At 40.7% G+C, this 17,591-nt stretch carries 16 protein-coding genes; all 16 read right to left on the bottom strand.

The genetic code is table 11. The features are described 5' to 3' along the window. Positions 1-340: 340 nt before the first annotated feature. Positions 341-1,825, bottom strand: coding sequence for a lysine--tRNA ligase (gene lysS, locus ACIFOT_RS31250; RefSeq protein ID WP_430072601.1), 1,485 nt, complete (start codon positions 1,823-1,825; stop codon positions 341-343). Positions 1,826-2,032: 207 nt separating this feature from the next. Beyond that, positions 2,033-3,034, bottom strand: coding sequence for a tRNA dihydrouridine synthase DusB (gene dusB, locus ACIFOT_RS31245; RefSeq protein ID WP_430072597.1), 1,002 nt, complete (start codon positions 3,032-3,034; stop codon positions 2,033-2,035). 11 nt (positions 3,035-3,045) lie between these two features. Beyond that, positions 3,046-3,252 (bottom strand): helix-turn-helix domain-containing protein, encoded by a 207-nt coding sequence (locus tag ACIFOT_RS31240; protein WP_289989690.1) that lies wholly within the window; start codon positions 3,250-3,252, stop codon positions 3,046-3,048. Further along, positions 3,204-3,731: a 2-amino-4-hydroxy-6-hydroxymethyldihydropteridine diphosphokinase gene (folK, locus tag ACIFOT_RS31235; protein WP_430072593.1), complete on the bottom strand. Its 528-nt coding sequence runs from the start codon at positions 3,729-3,731 to the stop codon at positions 3,204-3,206. The genes ACIFOT_RS31240 and folK overlap by 49 nt, the downstream gene beginning before the upstream one ends. Before the next feature lie 2 nt (positions 3,732-3,733). Then, positions 3,734-4,093, bottom strand: coding sequence for a dihydroneopterin aldolase (gene folB / locus ACIFOT_RS31230; protein ID WP_430072590.1), 360 nt, complete (start codon positions 4,091-4,093; stop codon positions 3,734-3,736). Then, positions 4,086-4,928: a dihydropteroate synthase gene (folP, locus tag ACIFOT_RS31225; protein WP_430072587.1), complete on the bottom strand. Its 843-nt coding sequence runs from the start codon at positions 4,926-4,928 to the stop codon at positions 4,086-4,088. The genes folB and folP overlap by 8 nt, the downstream gene beginning before the upstream one ends. Before the next feature lie 101 nt (positions 4,929-5,029). Continuing rightward, a complete protein-coding gene (gene cysK, locus ACIFOT_RS31220; protein WP_430072584.1) occupies positions 5,030-5,959 on the bottom strand; it encodes a cysteine synthase A in 930 nt (309 codons plus the stop codon). 202 nt (positions 5,960-6,161) lie between these two features. Further along, positions 6,162-7,055, bottom strand: a complete 894-nt coding sequence (locus ACIFOT_RS31215; protein ID WP_430072581.1) for a peptidyl-prolyl cis-trans isomerase — start codon at positions 7,053-7,055, stop codon at positions 6,162-6,164. A 24-nt stretch (positions 7,056-7,079) separates the two neighbouring features. Then, positions 7,080-7,958, bottom strand: a complete 879-nt coding sequence (gene hslO / locus ACIFOT_RS31210) for an Hsp33 family molecular chaperone HslO (protein ID WP_430072578.1) — start codon at positions 7,956-7,958, stop codon at positions 7,080-7,082. A gap of 33 nt (positions 7,959-7,991) precedes the next feature. Beyond that, entirely contained in the window at positions 7,992-8,759 is a 768-nt protein-coding gene (locus tag ACIFOT_RS31205; protein WP_430072576.1) for a type III pantothenate kinase, read from the bottom strand. A 109-nt stretch (positions 8,760-8,868) separates the two neighbouring features. Beyond that, positions 8,869-10,827 (bottom strand): ATP-dependent zinc metalloprotease FtsH, encoded by a 1,959-nt coding sequence (gene ftsH, locus ACIFOT_RS31200; protein ID WP_430072573.1) that lies wholly within the window; start codon positions 10,825-10,827, stop codon positions 8,869-8,871. 120 nt (positions 10,828-10,947) lie between these two features. Beyond that, positions 10,948-11,493, bottom strand: a complete 546-nt coding sequence (gene hpt / locus ACIFOT_RS31195; protein ID WP_430072608.1) for a hypoxanthine phosphoribosyltransferase — start codon at positions 11,491-11,493, stop codon at positions 10,948-10,950. Between the two features lie 25 nt (positions 11,494-11,518). Continuing rightward, entirely contained in the window at positions 11,519-12,904 is a 1,386-nt protein-coding gene (tilS, locus tag ACIFOT_RS31190; protein WP_430072570.1) for a tRNA lysidine(34) synthetase TilS, read from the bottom strand. A gap of 145 nt (positions 12,905-13,049) precedes the next feature. Beyond that, a complete protein-coding gene (locus ACIFOT_RS31185) occupies positions 13,050-14,051 on the bottom strand; it encodes a serine/threonine protein kinase (protein ID WP_430072605.1) in 1,002 nt (333 codons plus the stop codon). After that, on the bottom strand, positions 14,020-14,757 hold the full coding sequence (locus ACIFOT_RS31180; RefSeq protein WP_430072568.1) for a VWA domain-containing protein: 738 nt from the start codon (positions 14,755-14,757) through the stop codon (positions 14,020-14,022). Before ACIFOT_RS31180 ends, ACIFOT_RS31185 begins: the two co-directional genes overlap by 32 nt. A gap of 94 nt (positions 14,758-14,851) precedes the next feature. Beyond that, entirely contained in the window at positions 14,852-17,326 is a 2,475-nt protein-coding gene (gene spoIIE / locus ACIFOT_RS31175; protein ID WP_430072565.1) for a stage II sporulation protein E, read from the bottom strand. Between the last annotated feature and the right edge of the window lie 265 nt (positions 17,327-17,591).

Below are 17,591 nucleotides of genomic sequence, written 5' to 3'. Positions count from 1 at the left end.
AGTTTTCAAAGAGCAATTTTATTATCGCTCAAAAGCGACTTTCTTATCATACCAAGTCATCAACTTAAAGTCAACAACTTTTTTATTTTTCTTTTTTAAAACATGTTGTTTCGCAACAACGTTTATTAATATACCACCATTTATCCTTCCATGCAATAGCTTTTTTATACTTTTTAAAGACAAATAGTAAAGTAAAAATATTCGAATTACTTCTAACAAAAAGGCTGTGACTAGTCTGTTGATTTCCGCTCCAATCAACAGGGTTAAAAAATCTACAACAACTTATAACACAGCTAACAAAAAAAAGCACCGGATCCACCGGCACTTTTTTTCAATTATATTATCGGTGCCGCATTAATGGGAATAATAGTACGTCACGAATAGAAGGAGCATTCGTTAACAGCATCACTAGTCGGTCAATTCCGATTCCCAATCCGCCTGTAGGAGGCATACCATACTCTAATGCTTCGACGAAGTCCTCGTCCATCATATGGGCTTCATCATTACCCTGCTCGCGCTCTTTTAGCTGTGCTTCAAAACGCTCTCTTTGATCAATTGGGTCGTTAAGCTCCGTGAAGGCATTAGCATGCTCACGAGCTACGATAAACAACTCAAAGCGGTCAGTAAAACGTGGATCTTCATCATTCTTCTTCGCAAGCGGTGAAATCTCCACTGGGTGGCCAAAAATAAAGGTTGGCTGAATGAGCTTCTCTTCTACTTTTTGCTCAAAGAACTCATTCACAATATGACCGTAAAGCATGTTATCATTAATTTCTACTCCGTGCTCCTTAGCAAGCGCACGCGCCTCTTCGACGCTCATTTCTTTCCAGAAGTCCACTCCGGTATATTCTTTAATTGCGTCTACCATGTGGAGTCTCTTCCATTCCGGCTTAAGGTCTACTTCGTGATCGCCATATTGAATTGTGGTAGTTCCAACTACTTCTTGTGCAATATGGGCAATTAGATTTTCGGTTAAGCTCATGATATCGCGGTAATCAGCATATGCCTCATACAATTCAATCATTGTAAACTCTGGGTTATGACGAGTAGAAACACCTTCGTTTCGGAATACACGGCCAATTTCATACACTTTTTCAAGGCCGCCGACAATAAGGCGTTTTAGGTGAAGCTCGATGGCAATCCGCATATATAATTGCATATCCAGAGCGTTATGGTGTGTAATAAACGGGCGTGCAGACGCACCGCCGGCAATGGAATGCATCATTGGTGTTTCTACTTCTAAATAGCCTTGATTATCTAAATAACAGCGCATCGCGCGAATAATTTTACTGCGGGCAATAAAAGTTGCTTTACTTTCCTGGCTCATGATTAAATCCAGGTAACGCTGGCGGTAGCGCTGCTCAACATCCTTTAGACCGTGGAATTTATCCGGCAGCGGACGAAGTGCTTTTGTTAAGAATACGAATTCTTGAACCTTTACAGATAACTCGCCAACTTGAGTTTTAAAAAGGGTTCCCGTTACTGCAATGATGTCCCCTAAATCAGCAGAATCAAAGATTTCATACTGTTCTTCACCGACAGCATCTTTCCTTACGTATACTTGCAATTGGCCGGTTAAGTCTTGAATATGGGCAAATCCTGCTTTTCCTTTTCCACGTTTTGTCATAATACGACCTGCGAGTGAAACAGAAACATTTTTTGCTTCAAGTTCTTCTTTTTCCAGCTCACCATATTGTTCAATCAATTCAAGGGTATTGTGAGAACGATCAAAACGCTTGCCAAATGGGTCAAGTCCATTTTCACGCATACTTTGCATTTTTTCCCGTCTGACCCTTAATTGGTCATTTAATTCTTCCTGACTCATGACTAATTCAACTCCATTACTTCTTTTTTATGTAAAACTAAAAAGAATACTCACCAATTTTTTTACATACTATATTATTTTACACAAACTTGAGTATTCAGACATTAAAAATGTTTTTTAGATAGAAGAAAAACTGCCAGTTGTTCTACTGGCAGCTTGCATTCGTAAACAAAAGTATTATAGAAAATGAGAAAAGGAAAGTCAAACTCAGCCAACAATCGCCTGGTTTTGTTCCATTTCTTCAACCTCTTGAACTAAACCATTTAACAAGAGGACTAAATCTTCGCGGGTATTGCACTCATTGATGGCGTTACGCACTCTTGCGTTTCCGCGCACTCCTTTTAAATACCAGGCCGCATGCTTGCGCATTTCCCGAACGGCAATATCTTCATTTTTCAAGGCAATTAATCGGTCCAAATGAAGGATACAAACATCAATTTTTTCCCGGACAGATGGTTCATCCATTAGCTTGCCTGTTTCTAGATACTGCACCGTACGGTAGATCATCCAGGGGTCTCCAAGCGCTGCGCGGCCGATCATAACTCCATCAACACCGGTTTCATCCAGCATCCTCTTGGCGTCCTGAGGTGTTTGAACGTCACCGTTGCCGATAATCGGGATATTAACTGACTGCTTCACTTCACGAATGATATCCCAATTGGCTTTTCCTTCGTACATTTGCACGCGGGTACGGCCGTGCAGGGAAACGGCTTTTCCTCCAGCTTTTTCTACCATTTGTGCATTTTTGACGGCAAAGATATGCTCTTCATCCCAGCCCATCCGCATTTTCACTGTAACTGGCTTTTCAACGGCATCCACAACCGCAGAAACCATTTCATAGATTTTATTTGGGTCTAAGAGCCACTTTGCCCCAGCATCACACTTCGTAATCTTTGGAACCGGGCAGCCCATATTGATGTCGATAATATCGGCATTGGTGTTTTTATCTACGAATCTTGCAGCTTCGACAAGCGTTTCTTTTTCACCGCCAAAAATTTGCAGGCTTAACGGCTTTTCTCGCTCATCAATATACAGCATATTCATCGTCTTTTCATTTTTAAAAACGATTCCTTTATCGCTAACCATTTCCGCACAAACTAATCCAGCACCAAACTCTTTTACCGTTAAACGGAATGCAGAGTTACAAACACCGGCCATTGGTGCTAAAACGACTTGGTTCTTCATTTCAATATCGCCGATTTTTAACATCTAACAACCTCCTATTCTTTTGGTGTTAAATCATCTATGGTAATTTTTAAGGAATGTGCAATCCTTTCGAGTAATTCCCCTGCTGGCAGGCGGTTTCCTCTTTCAATCTCCCCTAAAATGGACACTGATACACCTAGCTGCCTTGAAAAGCTTTCTTGTGTATATCCCTTTAGCTTTCGATAGGCTCGAATACGTCTTCCCCATTTTTCCGCTTCCATATTCTGACTCCTTCTTTATCTGGTAATTCATTTAACCATGTTTCAAGAGGTTTATCTTTGATAGGTAATCTACTATCATGATTAATTTCTATAAATGGAATCATCACAAAAGCCCGCTCTAGCATCCTAGGGTGCGGAACAATTAGCTTCTCTGTTTCAATATTTTCTTGGTTAAAGGTCAGAATGTCAAGGTCTATTGTCCTTGGCCCCCATTTTATTTCCCTTTTTCTCCCAAGTTTAAATTCCGTTGTTAAACATCTATCTAATAATTCATCTGCACTCAAATCAGTGATAATCTCAATTACCATATTTAAAAATAAATCCTGATCTTCATATCCGACAGGATCTGTTTCATAAATGGAGGAGTAATTTACCAGCTTAATATCTGAATGACTTGTTAATTTTTTAATCGCACTTACCATATTATCATAACGGTTTCCCATGTTAGAGCCAAGGGCAATAAATGCTGTATTTTCCACTTTTATCTACTCCTCGTTATTTCTACAGCAACGGATTTGTAATGTCCGGGAATCGGCGGATCTGGTTTAATTACCTTCACCGTCACCTCTCCAATAAGCTGGAATGCTGCCAGCAAACTACCGGCTATTTTTTCGGCAATAGCTTCCAGTAATTTATATGGTTTTCCTTCGACAATTTCTTTACATAATTGATACAGCTCGCCATAATTTACGGAATGCTGCAGTTCATCGGTTTCGCCCGCTCTTTTTAACTCCAAGGAAACAGTTAAGTCGACGATAAAACGCTGGCCAAGTCTGGTCTCTTCCGGGAAAACTCCGTGATAGCCATAGAACTCCATTTGGTTCACAAATATTTTATCCAATCACTTCACCCTTCCCCATTAGTACATCCATCATTTTGGCCATACGGCTCATTTCTTTGACATCGTGAATTCTGATGATTTGACAGCCCTTTTGAATTCCGTAACAAATGGTTGCGCCTGTTCCCTCCATTCTTTGTTCAACCGGGAGATTTAGCGCTTGTCCAATCATGGATTTTCTAGATGTACCTAAAAGAACAGGATAACCCAGCATGACAAACTTCTCTAAATTCTGCATGGTTAGCAAATTTTCCTGGAAGTTTCTCGCAAAACCGATACCCGGATCGATAATAATTTTTTCATCCTTTACTCCTGCCTTTTTTACGATTGCAATACTTTCATAAAGGTCATTTAATACGTCTCTCATAAAAGAGTTGTAGTTTCGTTCTTGGCGATTATGCATTAATACAATGGGAACATCATATTGTGCCGCTACTTCTGCCATTTGATCATCTGCTTTAGCTCCCCAAATATCATTAATGATATGAGCCCCTGCTTCAATCGCCTGCTTGGCTACCTCTGCTTTATATGTATCGATGGAAATCGGTATTTGGACGTTCTCGGAAATAGCCTTAATAACCGGAATGACCCGTTCAAGCTCTTCTTCTGCCGAAACTGCCGCAAACCCCGGCCGTGTTGATTCACCGCCGATATCAATAATATCCGCACCATTTGCCGCCATTTCCTTTGCATGGCGGACAGCATGTTCAATTTGATTAAATTTACCGCCATCGGAAAAGGAATCTGGAGTTGCATTTAAGATTCCCATCACAATTGTTTTTTTACGAAAGTCTAAGGTATATGGACCACAATGAATTTGTTCCTGAGCTGTATACACCCCTATGCCCCCCTATTAAATACTTCTATTATCATACATGATATAGCAGTTCATTTACAAAAAAAGAAGTGTCGGCAAATGCCAACACCTCTTCCATAATTTTACTCAGCTTCATATTGATAAAGCGGTGTACTTAAGTAACGTTCTCCGTTATCCGGAATAATCGCAAGCACTTTTTTACCTTTGCCTAATTGTTTAGCAACCTTTAATGCTGCAGAAATAGCAGCTCCAGAAGAAATACCGCCTAGAATTCCTTCTTCTCTTGCTGCACGGCGGGAAGCTTCAAATGCTTCTTCTGTATTAATTTGAATAACTTCATCATAAATTTCTGTATTTAGGGTTTCAGGGATAAAGCCTGCTCCAAGTCCTTGCAGCTTATGAGGGCCAGGTTTTCCACCCGATAGGACTGGAGAATCCTGCGGTTCAACTGCTACAATTTTTACATTAGGGAAATTTTCGCGAAGAACGCTTCCAGCTCCTGTAATAGTTCCTCCTGTTCCAATCCCTGAAACAAAAGCATCTAACTGATCCATTTGTTCAACAATTTCTTTACCTGTTGTTCTTCTGTGAACCTCAGGGTTAGCTTGGTTTTTAAACTGCTGCGGCATAAAATAGCCATTTTCTGCTGCAAGAGCCTCTGCACGGGCAATTGCACCCTTCATCCCTTCTGGTCCTGGTGTTAACACAAGCTCACCGCCATAGGCACGAAGAAGGTTTCTTCTTTCTAAGCTCATTGTTTCCGGCATTACAAAAATCGCTTTGTATCCTTTGGCTGCTGCAATCATCGCAAGACCAATACCAGTATTACCGCTTGTCGGCTCAATAATGGTATCGACACCAGGCTTAATTAAGCCTTGTTCTTCAGCCGCTTCAATCATCGCTAAACCAATACGATCTTTTACACTGCTGCCTGGGTTAAAGTATTCAAGCTTTAAGTAAACCTCAGCGCTATTTTCATCTACTAATCTGTTTAATTTTACGATTGGCGTTTGACCAACTAATTCTGCTACAGAATTTGCAACACGTACCATAAAGGACACCCCTATTCCGAGTAATTTCATTGGATTTATATTATTAAATTTACCAGTTACATAGTCCTATTGTCAATTGTTTTGTTTGTAGAATTGTGAAAATATTATAAAAAATACTATTTAAACTTGCCTGTTGATTTCCGCTCCAATCAATTAACTCGACTATAAAAAAAGAAAACACAGAATAGTACCGTGTTTTTATTTATTGTTTATTCTTGCCATAAAACCAGTCTACTTTTGCTTCGTCCCAGAAAGTAGCTGCTGACGCTGGTTTTTTCATCTGGTCGAGGGCAATTTGCCTGCGGAGTTGATCTTTTACCTCGGAAAAAGAATAGGTTTCTCCGCTAATTTTACCTTCAAGCTTAATTAAAGCATACCCTTGCTCCACTTTGAGTGGTTTACTGTATTTCCCCTTTTTTAGCTTTTTAGCTGTCTGAAGATAAAGTTTAGGGTAGCGCTCGTCCTCTTCCGTGATAAAGCCGATATCGCCGCCTTCATTTGCAGAAAACTCATCAATGGACTTTTCCATTGCCAGTGCGGAAAAGCTGGAGCCATGGGCTAATTCCTTTGATGCCTTCACTGCCTCTGCCTTTGTTTTCACAATGATATGCGACAAATGATAGCCTGCCGGAACATCGAAAAGACTTTTATTCTTTTCATAATAGCTTTTTAATTCTTTATTAGAAACCTCTACATCTCTCGTTAAAAGCTCTTCTAATAAAAGAGTGCTGCGAATTTGTTCCTTCCACTTTTTCTCATTGGCCTGTTTTTTTTGACTAAAAGTATTATAAGTGGTCTGCAGCATGCGATATTCACGTTCAACATCTTCGTCCGATATTTCAATATCGTATTTTGCCGCCATTTCTTCAATGACCTTTTGATCGACCATTTCCTTTAACACATCTTTGCCATATCTTGCTTCAAGTTCATTCAGCCAATCTTGTCGCGAGATGGTCTTTTTCCCGATTGTCGCTACCGCCTCTTCATTGGCCAATGCTCCATTTGCCTCGTTCACCTTTGATAAGAAAAAGGCAGCCGTCAGGCAATTGAGCATAATGAGGGCAGCAATAACCATCCAAAGCTGCTTCCTGCCCAACCGGTTCTCCCCCTAATGAATCTCTTATTTCGCTTCTTTTTTAAGTTCTTCTAATTCTTCTTTTGTGAATAAGTATTTTTCATTACAGAAATGGCAGTGTGCCTCAGCCTGTCCATCTTCTTCAATCATATCATTAATTTCCTTTGCGCCTAGACCGACAATCGCACCAGCAAAACGCTCTTTAGAACATGAACATTGAAATCCAACCGGCATGGTTTCAAGTATCTTTACATTTTCCTTGCCAAAAAGCTCTTCTAATATATCCTCTGGAGTTAAGCCTCGTTCAATTAATTTGGATATCGGTTCAATCGTTTTCAACCGTTCTTCCATTTTGGAGATAATTTCATCTTTAATCCCCGGCATTAACTGAAAAATAAAGCCTCCTGCCGCTAAAATGGAATCATCTGGATTCACTAAAACTCCGACACCTACAGACGATGGAACCTGCTCAGAAGTAGCAAAGTAGTAAGTAAAATCTTCACCTAATTCCCCTGATACGAGAGGCACCTGTCCAGAAAAGAAATCACGCAGCCCAACATCCTTCACAACGGATAACAGGCCCTCGGTACCGACCGCGCGGCGGACATCAAGCTTGCCGTGTTCATTCGATTCAAAATCAACCTCCGGGTGGGTCACATAGCCGCGGACCTCTCCTTTAGCATTACTGTCAACTAAAATAGGCCCAAGCGGCCCGCCGCCATCAATCTTAATGGTCAGCTTTTCGTCTCCCTTTAGCATTGCACCCATCATGAGCCCTGCGGTCATCGCGCGGCCTAGTGCAGCCGATGCTGTTCTCCAGGTTTGATGGCGGCGCTGCGCCTCACGGACTGTTTCAGTTGTACGAACTGCATAAGCGCGAATATTTCCATCATAGGCAAGCGCCTTAACTAGATAATCCTTCATTGTCAAACTCCTTTCGTGCTGTCCCCTCTTAGGTTATCCTATGTTGCGCTTATAGATAAGCTGCAAGCCCTTTAATGTTAAAAATGGGTCTACGATATCAATAACCGTTGATTCTTGGGCAATTAGATTAGCCAAGCCGCCTGTTGCTATAACAGTTGGCTTCTTCTCACCCTGCTCCTTCATCCGCCTTACAATGCCTTCAACCTGTCCAACATACCCATAGACAATCCCTGCCTGCATTGCTGCAACGGTATTTTTTCCAATAACACCTTCAGGGCGGGCAATTTCAATCCGCGGCAATTTCGCCGCTCTAGAATATAGAGCTTCGGTAGAGATGCCCACTCCCGGAGCAATCGCACCACCCATATATTGACGCTCTTCATTAATATAACAATAAGTGGTTGCCGTTCCAAAATCGACAATAACCAATGGGCTTCCATATTCATGGATGGCCGCAACGGCATTAACAATTCGGTCCGCTCCAACTTCACGAGGGTTTTCATATTTTATATTTAAGCCAGTCTTAATTCCTGGGCCGACAACAAGAGGTTTAATATGAAAATACTTTTGGCACATGCGCTCTAACGCAAACATAATCGGCGGAACAACAGACGAAATGATAATGCCATCAATATCTGAAAAAGAAAGACCGGAATGATCAAACAATGCTTTAACATTCATCCCAAACTCATCTTCCGTACGATTTCGATTCGTTTCGATCCGCCAATGGTATTTCAGTTCATCCCCTTGATAAACGCCAAGTACAATATTCGTATTTCCCACGTCAAAAACAAAAATCAAATCTATCACTCACTTTATCGGATTTTTCTTTTCTCATATTGCACATATCATACCATAATTATCTGCATCAGGAAAAAAAAGAGTGCTTCATCGAAGCACTCTTTCTACATTACTTATAGTCAATTTCATCAGGAGGAGTATCTAAGAAGGATTTTTCATCCTTTTCGGAATCATCCTTTTTGGTGTTGATATTTACCTTTACATCTTCTGCTTTTTTAGGTTCAACCTTAACCGCTTCTAAAGTAACAGAAGGGTCTGGCATATGGCCATGGTCAACTAAATAGCGAATTTGTTCAGCATTAAGTGTTTCCACTTCAAGAAGAGTCTTGGCAATAAGATCAAGCTTATCTCGATTCTCAGTAAGAATCTTTCTAGCTCTTTCGTATTGTTCTTTAATAATACGCTGAATTTCAAGATCGATTTCATAAGCAATCGCATCTGAATAATTCTGTTCATTATGAAGGTCACGGCCTAGGAAAACTTGACCGCCTGAGGCTTGACCGAACTGCAATGGTCCAAGCTTATCACTCATTCCAAATTCTGTCACCATGCGGCGTGCAATTCCCGTAGCACGCTGGAAGTCATTGTGTGCCCCAGTACTTACCTCACCAAAGACAATCTCTTCTGCCACACGGCCGCCTAATAAACCAACAATTTTATCAAGCAATTCCGGTTTTGTCATAAAGTAGCGGTCTTCTCTAGGAAGCATTACCGCATATCCGCCTGCCTGGCCACGCGGGACAATCGTTACTTTGTGAACCATATCGGCTTCATCAAGCACTAATCCAATAACGGTATGGCCGCCTTCATGGAAGGCAACAATGTTTCTTTCTTTTTGAGAAATGACACGTGTCTTTTTAGCTGGACCAGCAATGACACGATCCGTTGCTTCATCGATGTCGGTCATTTCAATTTTCTTTTTATTCTGACGAGCTGCCACCAACGCGGCTTCATTTAATAGATTTTCTAAATCTGCCCCTGAAAAGCCTGGTGTACGCATCGCAATATTTTTTAAATTTACCGATTCATCTAAAGGCTTGTTGCGTGCATGAACCTTAAGGACTGCTTCACGTCCAATAACATCTGGACGGTCAACCGTAATTTGGCGGTCAAATCGGCCCGGACGTAAAAGGGCTGGATCGAGAATATCCGGACGGTTTGTTGCTGCTACAATAATAATTCCTTCATTGGCACCGAAACCATCCATTTCAACAAGCAACTGGTTCAAGGTTTGCTCACGTTCATCGTGACCGCCGCCAAGACCTGCACCACGCTGACGACCAACGGCATCGATTTCGTCAATGAAGATAATACATGGGGCATTCTTTTTTGCATTTTCAAATAAGTCACGAACACGGGATGCACCGACCCCAACGAACATCTCAACGAAATCAGAACCACTTATCGAGAAGAATGGAACTCCTGCTTCACCAGCACATGCTCTCGCTAATAGCGTTTTACCTGTTCCTGGAGGTCCAACCAAAAGGATCCCTTTTGGTATACGGGCGCCAAGTTCAGCAAATTTGCGAGGGTCTTTTAAAAACTCAACCACTTCGACTAATTCAGCCTTTTCTTCATCTGCTCCGGCTACATCTCTGAAACGAACCTTTTTCTTATCATCGTTATAAAGCTTAGCTTTAGATTTACCAAAATTCATAACCCGGCTGCCGCCGCCTTGAGCTTGGTTTAATAAAAAGAAAAACAAAATAAAGATGATGACAAACGGAATAATGGATGTAAAGAACGTAACCCAACCACTTGTTTCCTTCGCAGGCATTACATCAACTTTAGCTTCTGAATCCTGGATGCTTCCAATAATCTTTTCACTGTTTGGAATATAGGTTAGAAATTTCTCGCCTTTTGCCTTTAATTCACCCCGAACTTCATATACACCTCGTTCAGGCTGCATGGAAAATGATTTTACTTCGCCATTTTCTAGCTGCGAAACAAACTTATCATACGTAATATGTTTGGTCGATTCGCTGCTTCCATTAAAAAAACTCACAACGCCAATAATGACTAAAAATATCAATAAATAAAAGATGGTATTACGGAAAATCCGATTCATCTCTTACCTCCTCCCACGGGTAAAAACTATAATAAATAGTATCATAGAAAATCTTACAAATTCAAGGAATTGCCCTTTACAACAAGGGTTTCCCTAACAATTGTTCAAGAAAAATCCTTATTAATGATTATTACTGTATACCTCTGGTTTTAGCACCCCAATATATGGAAGGTTTCGATATTTTTCAATGTAATCTAACCCATAACCGACAACAAATTCATCAGGAACAATAAATCCTACATAATCTGCTTGAATTTTGCTTTTTCTTCCGGTTGGCTTATCAAGTAAAGTGACAATCTTGATGGATTTCGCTTTACGGTAACGGAATAAATCGACTAAATAGCTGAGCGTCAGCCCGCTGTCAATGATATCCTCGATAATTAAAATATCTCTGCCTTCAACAGAAGTATCTAAGTCCTTAATGATTTTAACTTCGCCGGAGGATACTAATCCCGTTCCATAGCTGGAAACATCCATGAAGTCCATTTCTAAATAGCAGTCCATTCGTTTTAATAAATCAGCCATGAAAGGCATGGCTCCCTTTAATACACCAATTGCGAGCGGGAAACGGTCTTGATATTCCTCGGTTAATTGCGCCGCAAGCTCCCTGATTTTTTCTTGTATTTCCTCTTCTGAAACTAATACCTTTTCAATATCCTGGTTCATCATAATTGTGCCCCCTAGAAGATCATTACTTATAATATGTGAGTAGTATATATTGCCTTGCTGCTGAATCTATGCCTTCAAATGATGATTTTTTCAGACCTGGAAGCCAAATAATATTTCCCTCACTGTCCGTTATCACCGGCCAGTTATCGCGGTCATGAACAGGAATTTTTCGATCGATAAAAATATCCTTTAGCTTTTTCGAGCCCTGCATTCCTTTTAATGTCATCCGGTCGCCAATGCGCCGCGTCCGAATGATAATCGGCCATTTCAATTTTTCCTCTTTAAAGAAGGCCATGTACGGCTTGTTAGAGGGAATTTCGCTGTTAGCGCGTTCTATCCTAATACTCTCTTTACTTGGCAGCAAAATCGTTCCTGGCTCGTTTACTTCAAAAAAATATGGTTCAACCTGATCCGCTTGAAATTGAAAGGATAATTGATGATAGGAGCGAATCACTTTTAAACCACCCGGAAAATCAAGTTTACCTGAAGGTTCACGATGACGAATTAAGTGAAATACTTGCTCGATATGTACAGCAGAAAGATCAGCCGATTTTCCCATGTAAAGATAGTTTAATATTAGTTGAATCCCTCTTCTTTGTAAAGGTAAAGGCACTTCTAGAAACTGGTTAACGTCAATGGTTATTTTGCTCTTTTCCCTTATTTTCACTACTGTATTCATGTGTCTTTCTGTTAATTCCAGAAGATAAGTTTCATCAGATTGTAAATCTTCACTAAATCGTTGAAAATTCTCATGCACATGGGGATTTTCCGTTTTCAAAAACGGGAGAACTTGCATACGGAATCGATTCCTGCTATAAACCCCTTTTTCATTACTCGGATCCATCCTTGGTGTAAGCTCATTGGATTTACAATAGTTCCAAATCTCATCCTTTGACAAGCACAAAAATGGGCGAAAGATTCGGCCTTTATGAAACGGGCGAGAGAAAGGAATTCCTGCTCGTGCCATCCCCGTACTTCCTCTTGTTGCCCGCATCAGCATCGTTTCGATTTGGTCATCCCCATGATGACCTAGGGCTAAAAAAGGGAAATCATATTTTTCCATAGTACTTAAGTAAAAATCATATCGCGCTTCTCTTGCTGCAAGCTGTGAGCTCATCCCAGAAGCTTCCATGATTTTTGGAACATTAATTCGGGCCATTTCAAAGGGGACCTGATTTTGTTCACAAAAGTTTTGGACGAACATCGCGTCCTCATAGGATTCCTGACCGCGGAACATATGGTCAACATGGGCTGCTACAATGGAAAGATTCTTTTTATCTCTTTCCCCCAGCAAGAAGTGAAGTAATGCTAAAGAATCAGGCCCGCCTGATACACCAACGACAATTTTTTTATTGTTCAGTTTGAAAGAAAGGCGTTCAAGAAAGGCCGTGACCTTTGTTTCTAACATATAAAAAACTTCCTTATTAAAATAAGATGAGAATATCAATAGCATACCACTATAACGAAGGAACTATCAAAATTTAGGCTTTACTATTCATATAGAAATATTTTCTTCATTTTAATACGAATAACCTTCAAAATGGTTTCAAGTTTTATAGTAATTTTAAAAAAATATATCCGCTATATAAAACGGCTAATACCGCCGCGATCACAAAAAATTCAATCCAGCCGTTCTTTTTCTTCTTTTTCCGATAATGGCGCCTTGAAACTGGCGGACCTCCCTGTGATGGCTTCGACTGGACCGTGGTGTGTGCCTTTTGTGGGCTTTGTTTCGGATTAGAACTTGGATGATCGTTCAGTAAATCTAATAAGTCCGTGCGCATTTGTTTGGCAGTTGTATAATGCCCCTGCAGTGCTTTTAACATTACTTTTTCAAAGGGAATTAACTCTGACTTTTGGCGAATCGCCTCTCTTAACTGAACGATTCCACCCGTTGTTTTGGTAAAACGTTTTGGATAGGCAGTGTTGATCATGATCATGGCGACGGAGAATAAGTCATAAGAGCGTTCCGCCTTTCTACCGCCCAACCCCCAATAGCCTCGGTCATAAAACTCAGTGAATTCCTTAATTGCTCTGCCTTGGATAGTCGTTCCCCCCACATCAATACATCTAATTTTGGGAGGCGGTCCAGTGACAATTAAATTTTCAGGTTTTAAATCACCGAAAACCCAGCCGTTTTCATGCAGGGTATCTAAATCATTGAGAAGCTGCAAAAACAAAACGGTCGTCCATGATTTCCCCTTTTGTTGTAAAAAAGAAAGAAAATCAGGGCCGTGAATATATTCCATTACATAAAAGGAAATGCGCCCGCCACTCGTTTGCCAATCATCTACATCAAGCAAAGAAGGCCCGAGGGATGAGGGCCCCTGGACCTTTGCAAAGGATTTTAAAACATTAACCTCAGAGGTGATCGACATGCCATTATCACTCATTTTTAACGCTACTTGAGTGTTATTGTTTTTTGCAAGGTAGACAACCCCGTTTGCTCCAAATCCTAGTTCCTTTATAATCGAGTATTTATTTCCATGCCATTTTCCTGAAATGACGGTTCCGGGACTGACTTTACATTGATTCTTCAAAGAATGATTCATCATCACGTGCAAGCAGACTCCTTAATGAACGTTTTTGACTGAAAGCAGAAAGGGCGGTACGTAAGGCTGGGCCTGTAGGGGTAATCCCTCCGGTTGATAACTGCGAAAAGATGCTTGTCAAAGATTGTAGTTTTGGCGTCCAATCCAACAATTTTTCGACATCGTTCTTTTTCCCGGGAAATACATAAACAGAAAATTGGTTTTCTCCCGTCCGGGCATTTAAGCTAAGCGAAAGGTCTAACAGCGCTTCTTTTACCGTTTCTAGTTTATGCTTCATACTTGCACTTGTGTCGACAAGAACCAACACTTCTAATTCGACAGTTTCCCCTAATTCATCGACAACCTCCATGACCTCACCGCGTTTTTCAGGTGGCAGGTCTTCCATTGTTTGCGAACGGCCCAAAATCTGTTGGAGCTCGCGATTGACTACACCTTGAATCGTTTGATTCATCGCTTTTCGTGTAACCATTTGCACGGTTTGCGAAAGCTGCTGGGCATAGACTATTTGGCTGACACCTCCGCCTGACATCGCAATCCCGTCAATTTCGGTCATACCTTTTTCATCAATAACATCATGCTCCATCACACCAATGACATTTACGGTAATTCCTTGCTCTTTGGCGAGTGCGGCCATCGCTACTGGATCGTCTCCTTGATTGGAGCATCCATCCGTGATCAACAAGATTTGCCGGATTTTCCCTGTATACATAACCTTCTCCCTCCACTACATGTATTGGTACCATTTTCGACCGTGTGGGGGTGATTTATACATAATTTAGGAAGGTCATGCATAAAATAAACATTTATGCATGCTTTCTTTTTTTATAAACCGGGATAGATGCCCATTTTGGGGTATTATGTTGTATTTTTGCAACGGTCACCGTCATATCGTCTGCGATAACTCCTGCTCTTGAGCGAATCACTTCCTCCATAATTAAATCGGCTACTTCTTGCGGATCTTCTGTTTCTAATTCATGTAATTTCCGTTTCATCCATAAATCATAATTTTCAACATGCTTTGGCCCCTCGAACACCCCATCGCTCATCATAATTAACAAATCGCCTGCTTTTAATTGCTCGCTGACAACATCCACTTCAAATTCCTGAAGTATCCCAATTGGCAGATTGCTCGCTTGAATCTTAATAATTTTATTGCCCCTTTTAATAAAGCTTGGTGTCGAACCAATTTTAAGGAATTTAGCGGCAGCATTTTTTAAATCAATCATCGCTAAATCTAGGGTGGAAAAAATTTCATCCGTTGTTCTTAGTGAAAGGATTGAATTGATCGATTTGATAGCCACCTTTTCATCAATACCTGACTGGAGAATCTTTTGTAATAGCTGCAGCGTTTCTTTACTTTCATAATGGGCTCTCTCCCCATTTCCCATGCCATCACTGATTGCAATAGCAAATTTCCCGAAGCCGAGTTCAATGGTTGAATAACTATCACCAGAGACTAAGCCGCCATCCTTGGCCGCATGGGCTACCCCCGTTTCAACTGTATAAGCCTTTGACGACCTAAAGGTAACGTAACAGAACTCATTTGGATATGTGGCACATTCCTCCTTATTGACGATAATTGTTTCTGCTAGAATATCTGATAGCATCGGGGCAATCAGCTTTTCACATTCACCGTGCCCATTGCAGAATGGGACACTCATTTCAATATCGACATTCCCTGGCTCCAGGCTATAAATCTCCACTTGCTCAATATGAATTCCGAATCCTTGAAGCGCTTCCATAATTTGTTCTTCCTGTTTATAATGATTTTCCCTTTCTCGCTGAATTTCCTTAGCGAAATTATCCATCACTTCAGATACACCCAGCAATTGGTCGGCTACAAGCTTTCTGGATTCATGCACCTGCTTTTTTAATTTTTGATTGGCTTGAAAAAACGTTAACTCCTGTCCAATGGTTTCATATACCCTTTTCGGACGGGAACATATTTTTTCCCATTCCTTTGATAGCTTTAAAGAGACATTGCCATCGTTTTGGTCCATTTCATGGATAATTTCTTCCATATAAGAATAAGTTCCCGCAAAGTTTTTTGCCCAGCATTGTTCCTTCTTAAAGCAGGTTTGGCACGTTTTTTCTGTTACATTACTCATAAAATAATCCATTTCACGCTGGTCATAATCTTCGTTCGGTAATATTTCTGTTTGTGAAAAACTGTTTGACAGTGTATGAAATAGACTTGAAAACTGCGAAACCCGCTGTGCGGTAACATCACGCATTTTGCGCATATATTTTTGCTGTTCTGCCGTATATTCAGGTGTTCCCGGAATATATTTCGCTAATCTTGAGGTAAGACTTTGTGGAGTTAGCAGAAATAATAATACTGCCGCTGACGTTTCTAAAACCGTCAGTGTAATCGAACCGCCGCCTTCTCCGTACATACCGATTAATAGAGTAGAAATAAATAAGCCAATCGAAACACCAATTTTTTTCCCTTCCTTCAATAAACCGCTCAGAACACCAGAAAAGGCCAGTAAACTCATATGATAAAAGCTCGATACGCTTGCAAGGCTGAAAATTAATCCTGTTACGACCCCAACGGTTGAGCCGATAGTTGCCCCTGCTATAAAGGAAAAGACTAATACCAAATAACGCGACATAATATGCTCTATCGACAAATCATATAGCTTCCAGCCAATTGTTCCCGTCATAATCGATGCAAGCATGATGATGAGGCAGACGATTTCTTCTGTCTTTAATAATTGTCTGCGTTTATTTAAGGTTAAGAGCGGGATACTTTGTAAGAAGATTAGCGTTAAAATAAAGGCAAGGCTTGCCTGGACACCGACCATCATCGCATCATATAAGGTCAATTGCTGTGAGAGGATGAAGCTTTCTGCTAATTTTCCAATTCCTAAAATAATACCGACAAAAAGCGGCAAGGCCCTCATTTCATTTTTCAGCCATTTCCTGCTGACCCGATAGATGACTAGAAAAAGGATTGAGATTGCAAAGGCTGAGGCTGCATTAGCTAAAGAAAGGGTGGCTGCTCCTGCGATCAGCCCAATTAAGGCAAGCGGTGCCCGATCCCTTCTAATTAAATAGACAGAGGCAAAAAATGGAAGGGTAAATGGGGTTAATTTCGCAAGGATCAGCGCCCTTCCTAGCAAAAACCCTACTAATAATAATAGAAAACCTTTCTTTATAAAAAAGGATTCTAGTAATAATTGAACTTTTTTGACTCCAACCCCAGGGTCCCACTTTGATGAATGAAGGTTGACTTCTCCGATTGGTTCTATTAAACTCCGCTCCAGCTTTTCCATAAATCACACTCCCTACTAATTCATCGTTGGAGTCTATTATAAATTTGCTAGATTTAAAAGTTTGTCAAAATAATGAACAGAATATGGAAAATCGTTCGACGGTTTTCACTATTTTTAATCAATTAATGTCGTAAAAACAAATGGTTTGTTAAATTTGTCTGTTGATTTCCGCTCCAGACACTTCGCGCACCTTAGGGTGGTCTGGGGAGCCTTCCGCTCCAATCAACAGAATGATTAAATTTAGACATTTTTTAAAACAAAAAAG

It is taken from the genome of Neobacillus sp. NRS-1170 (assembly GCF_050468025.1).
This window is presented reverse-complemented; position numbering and strand designations above follow the sequence as displayed.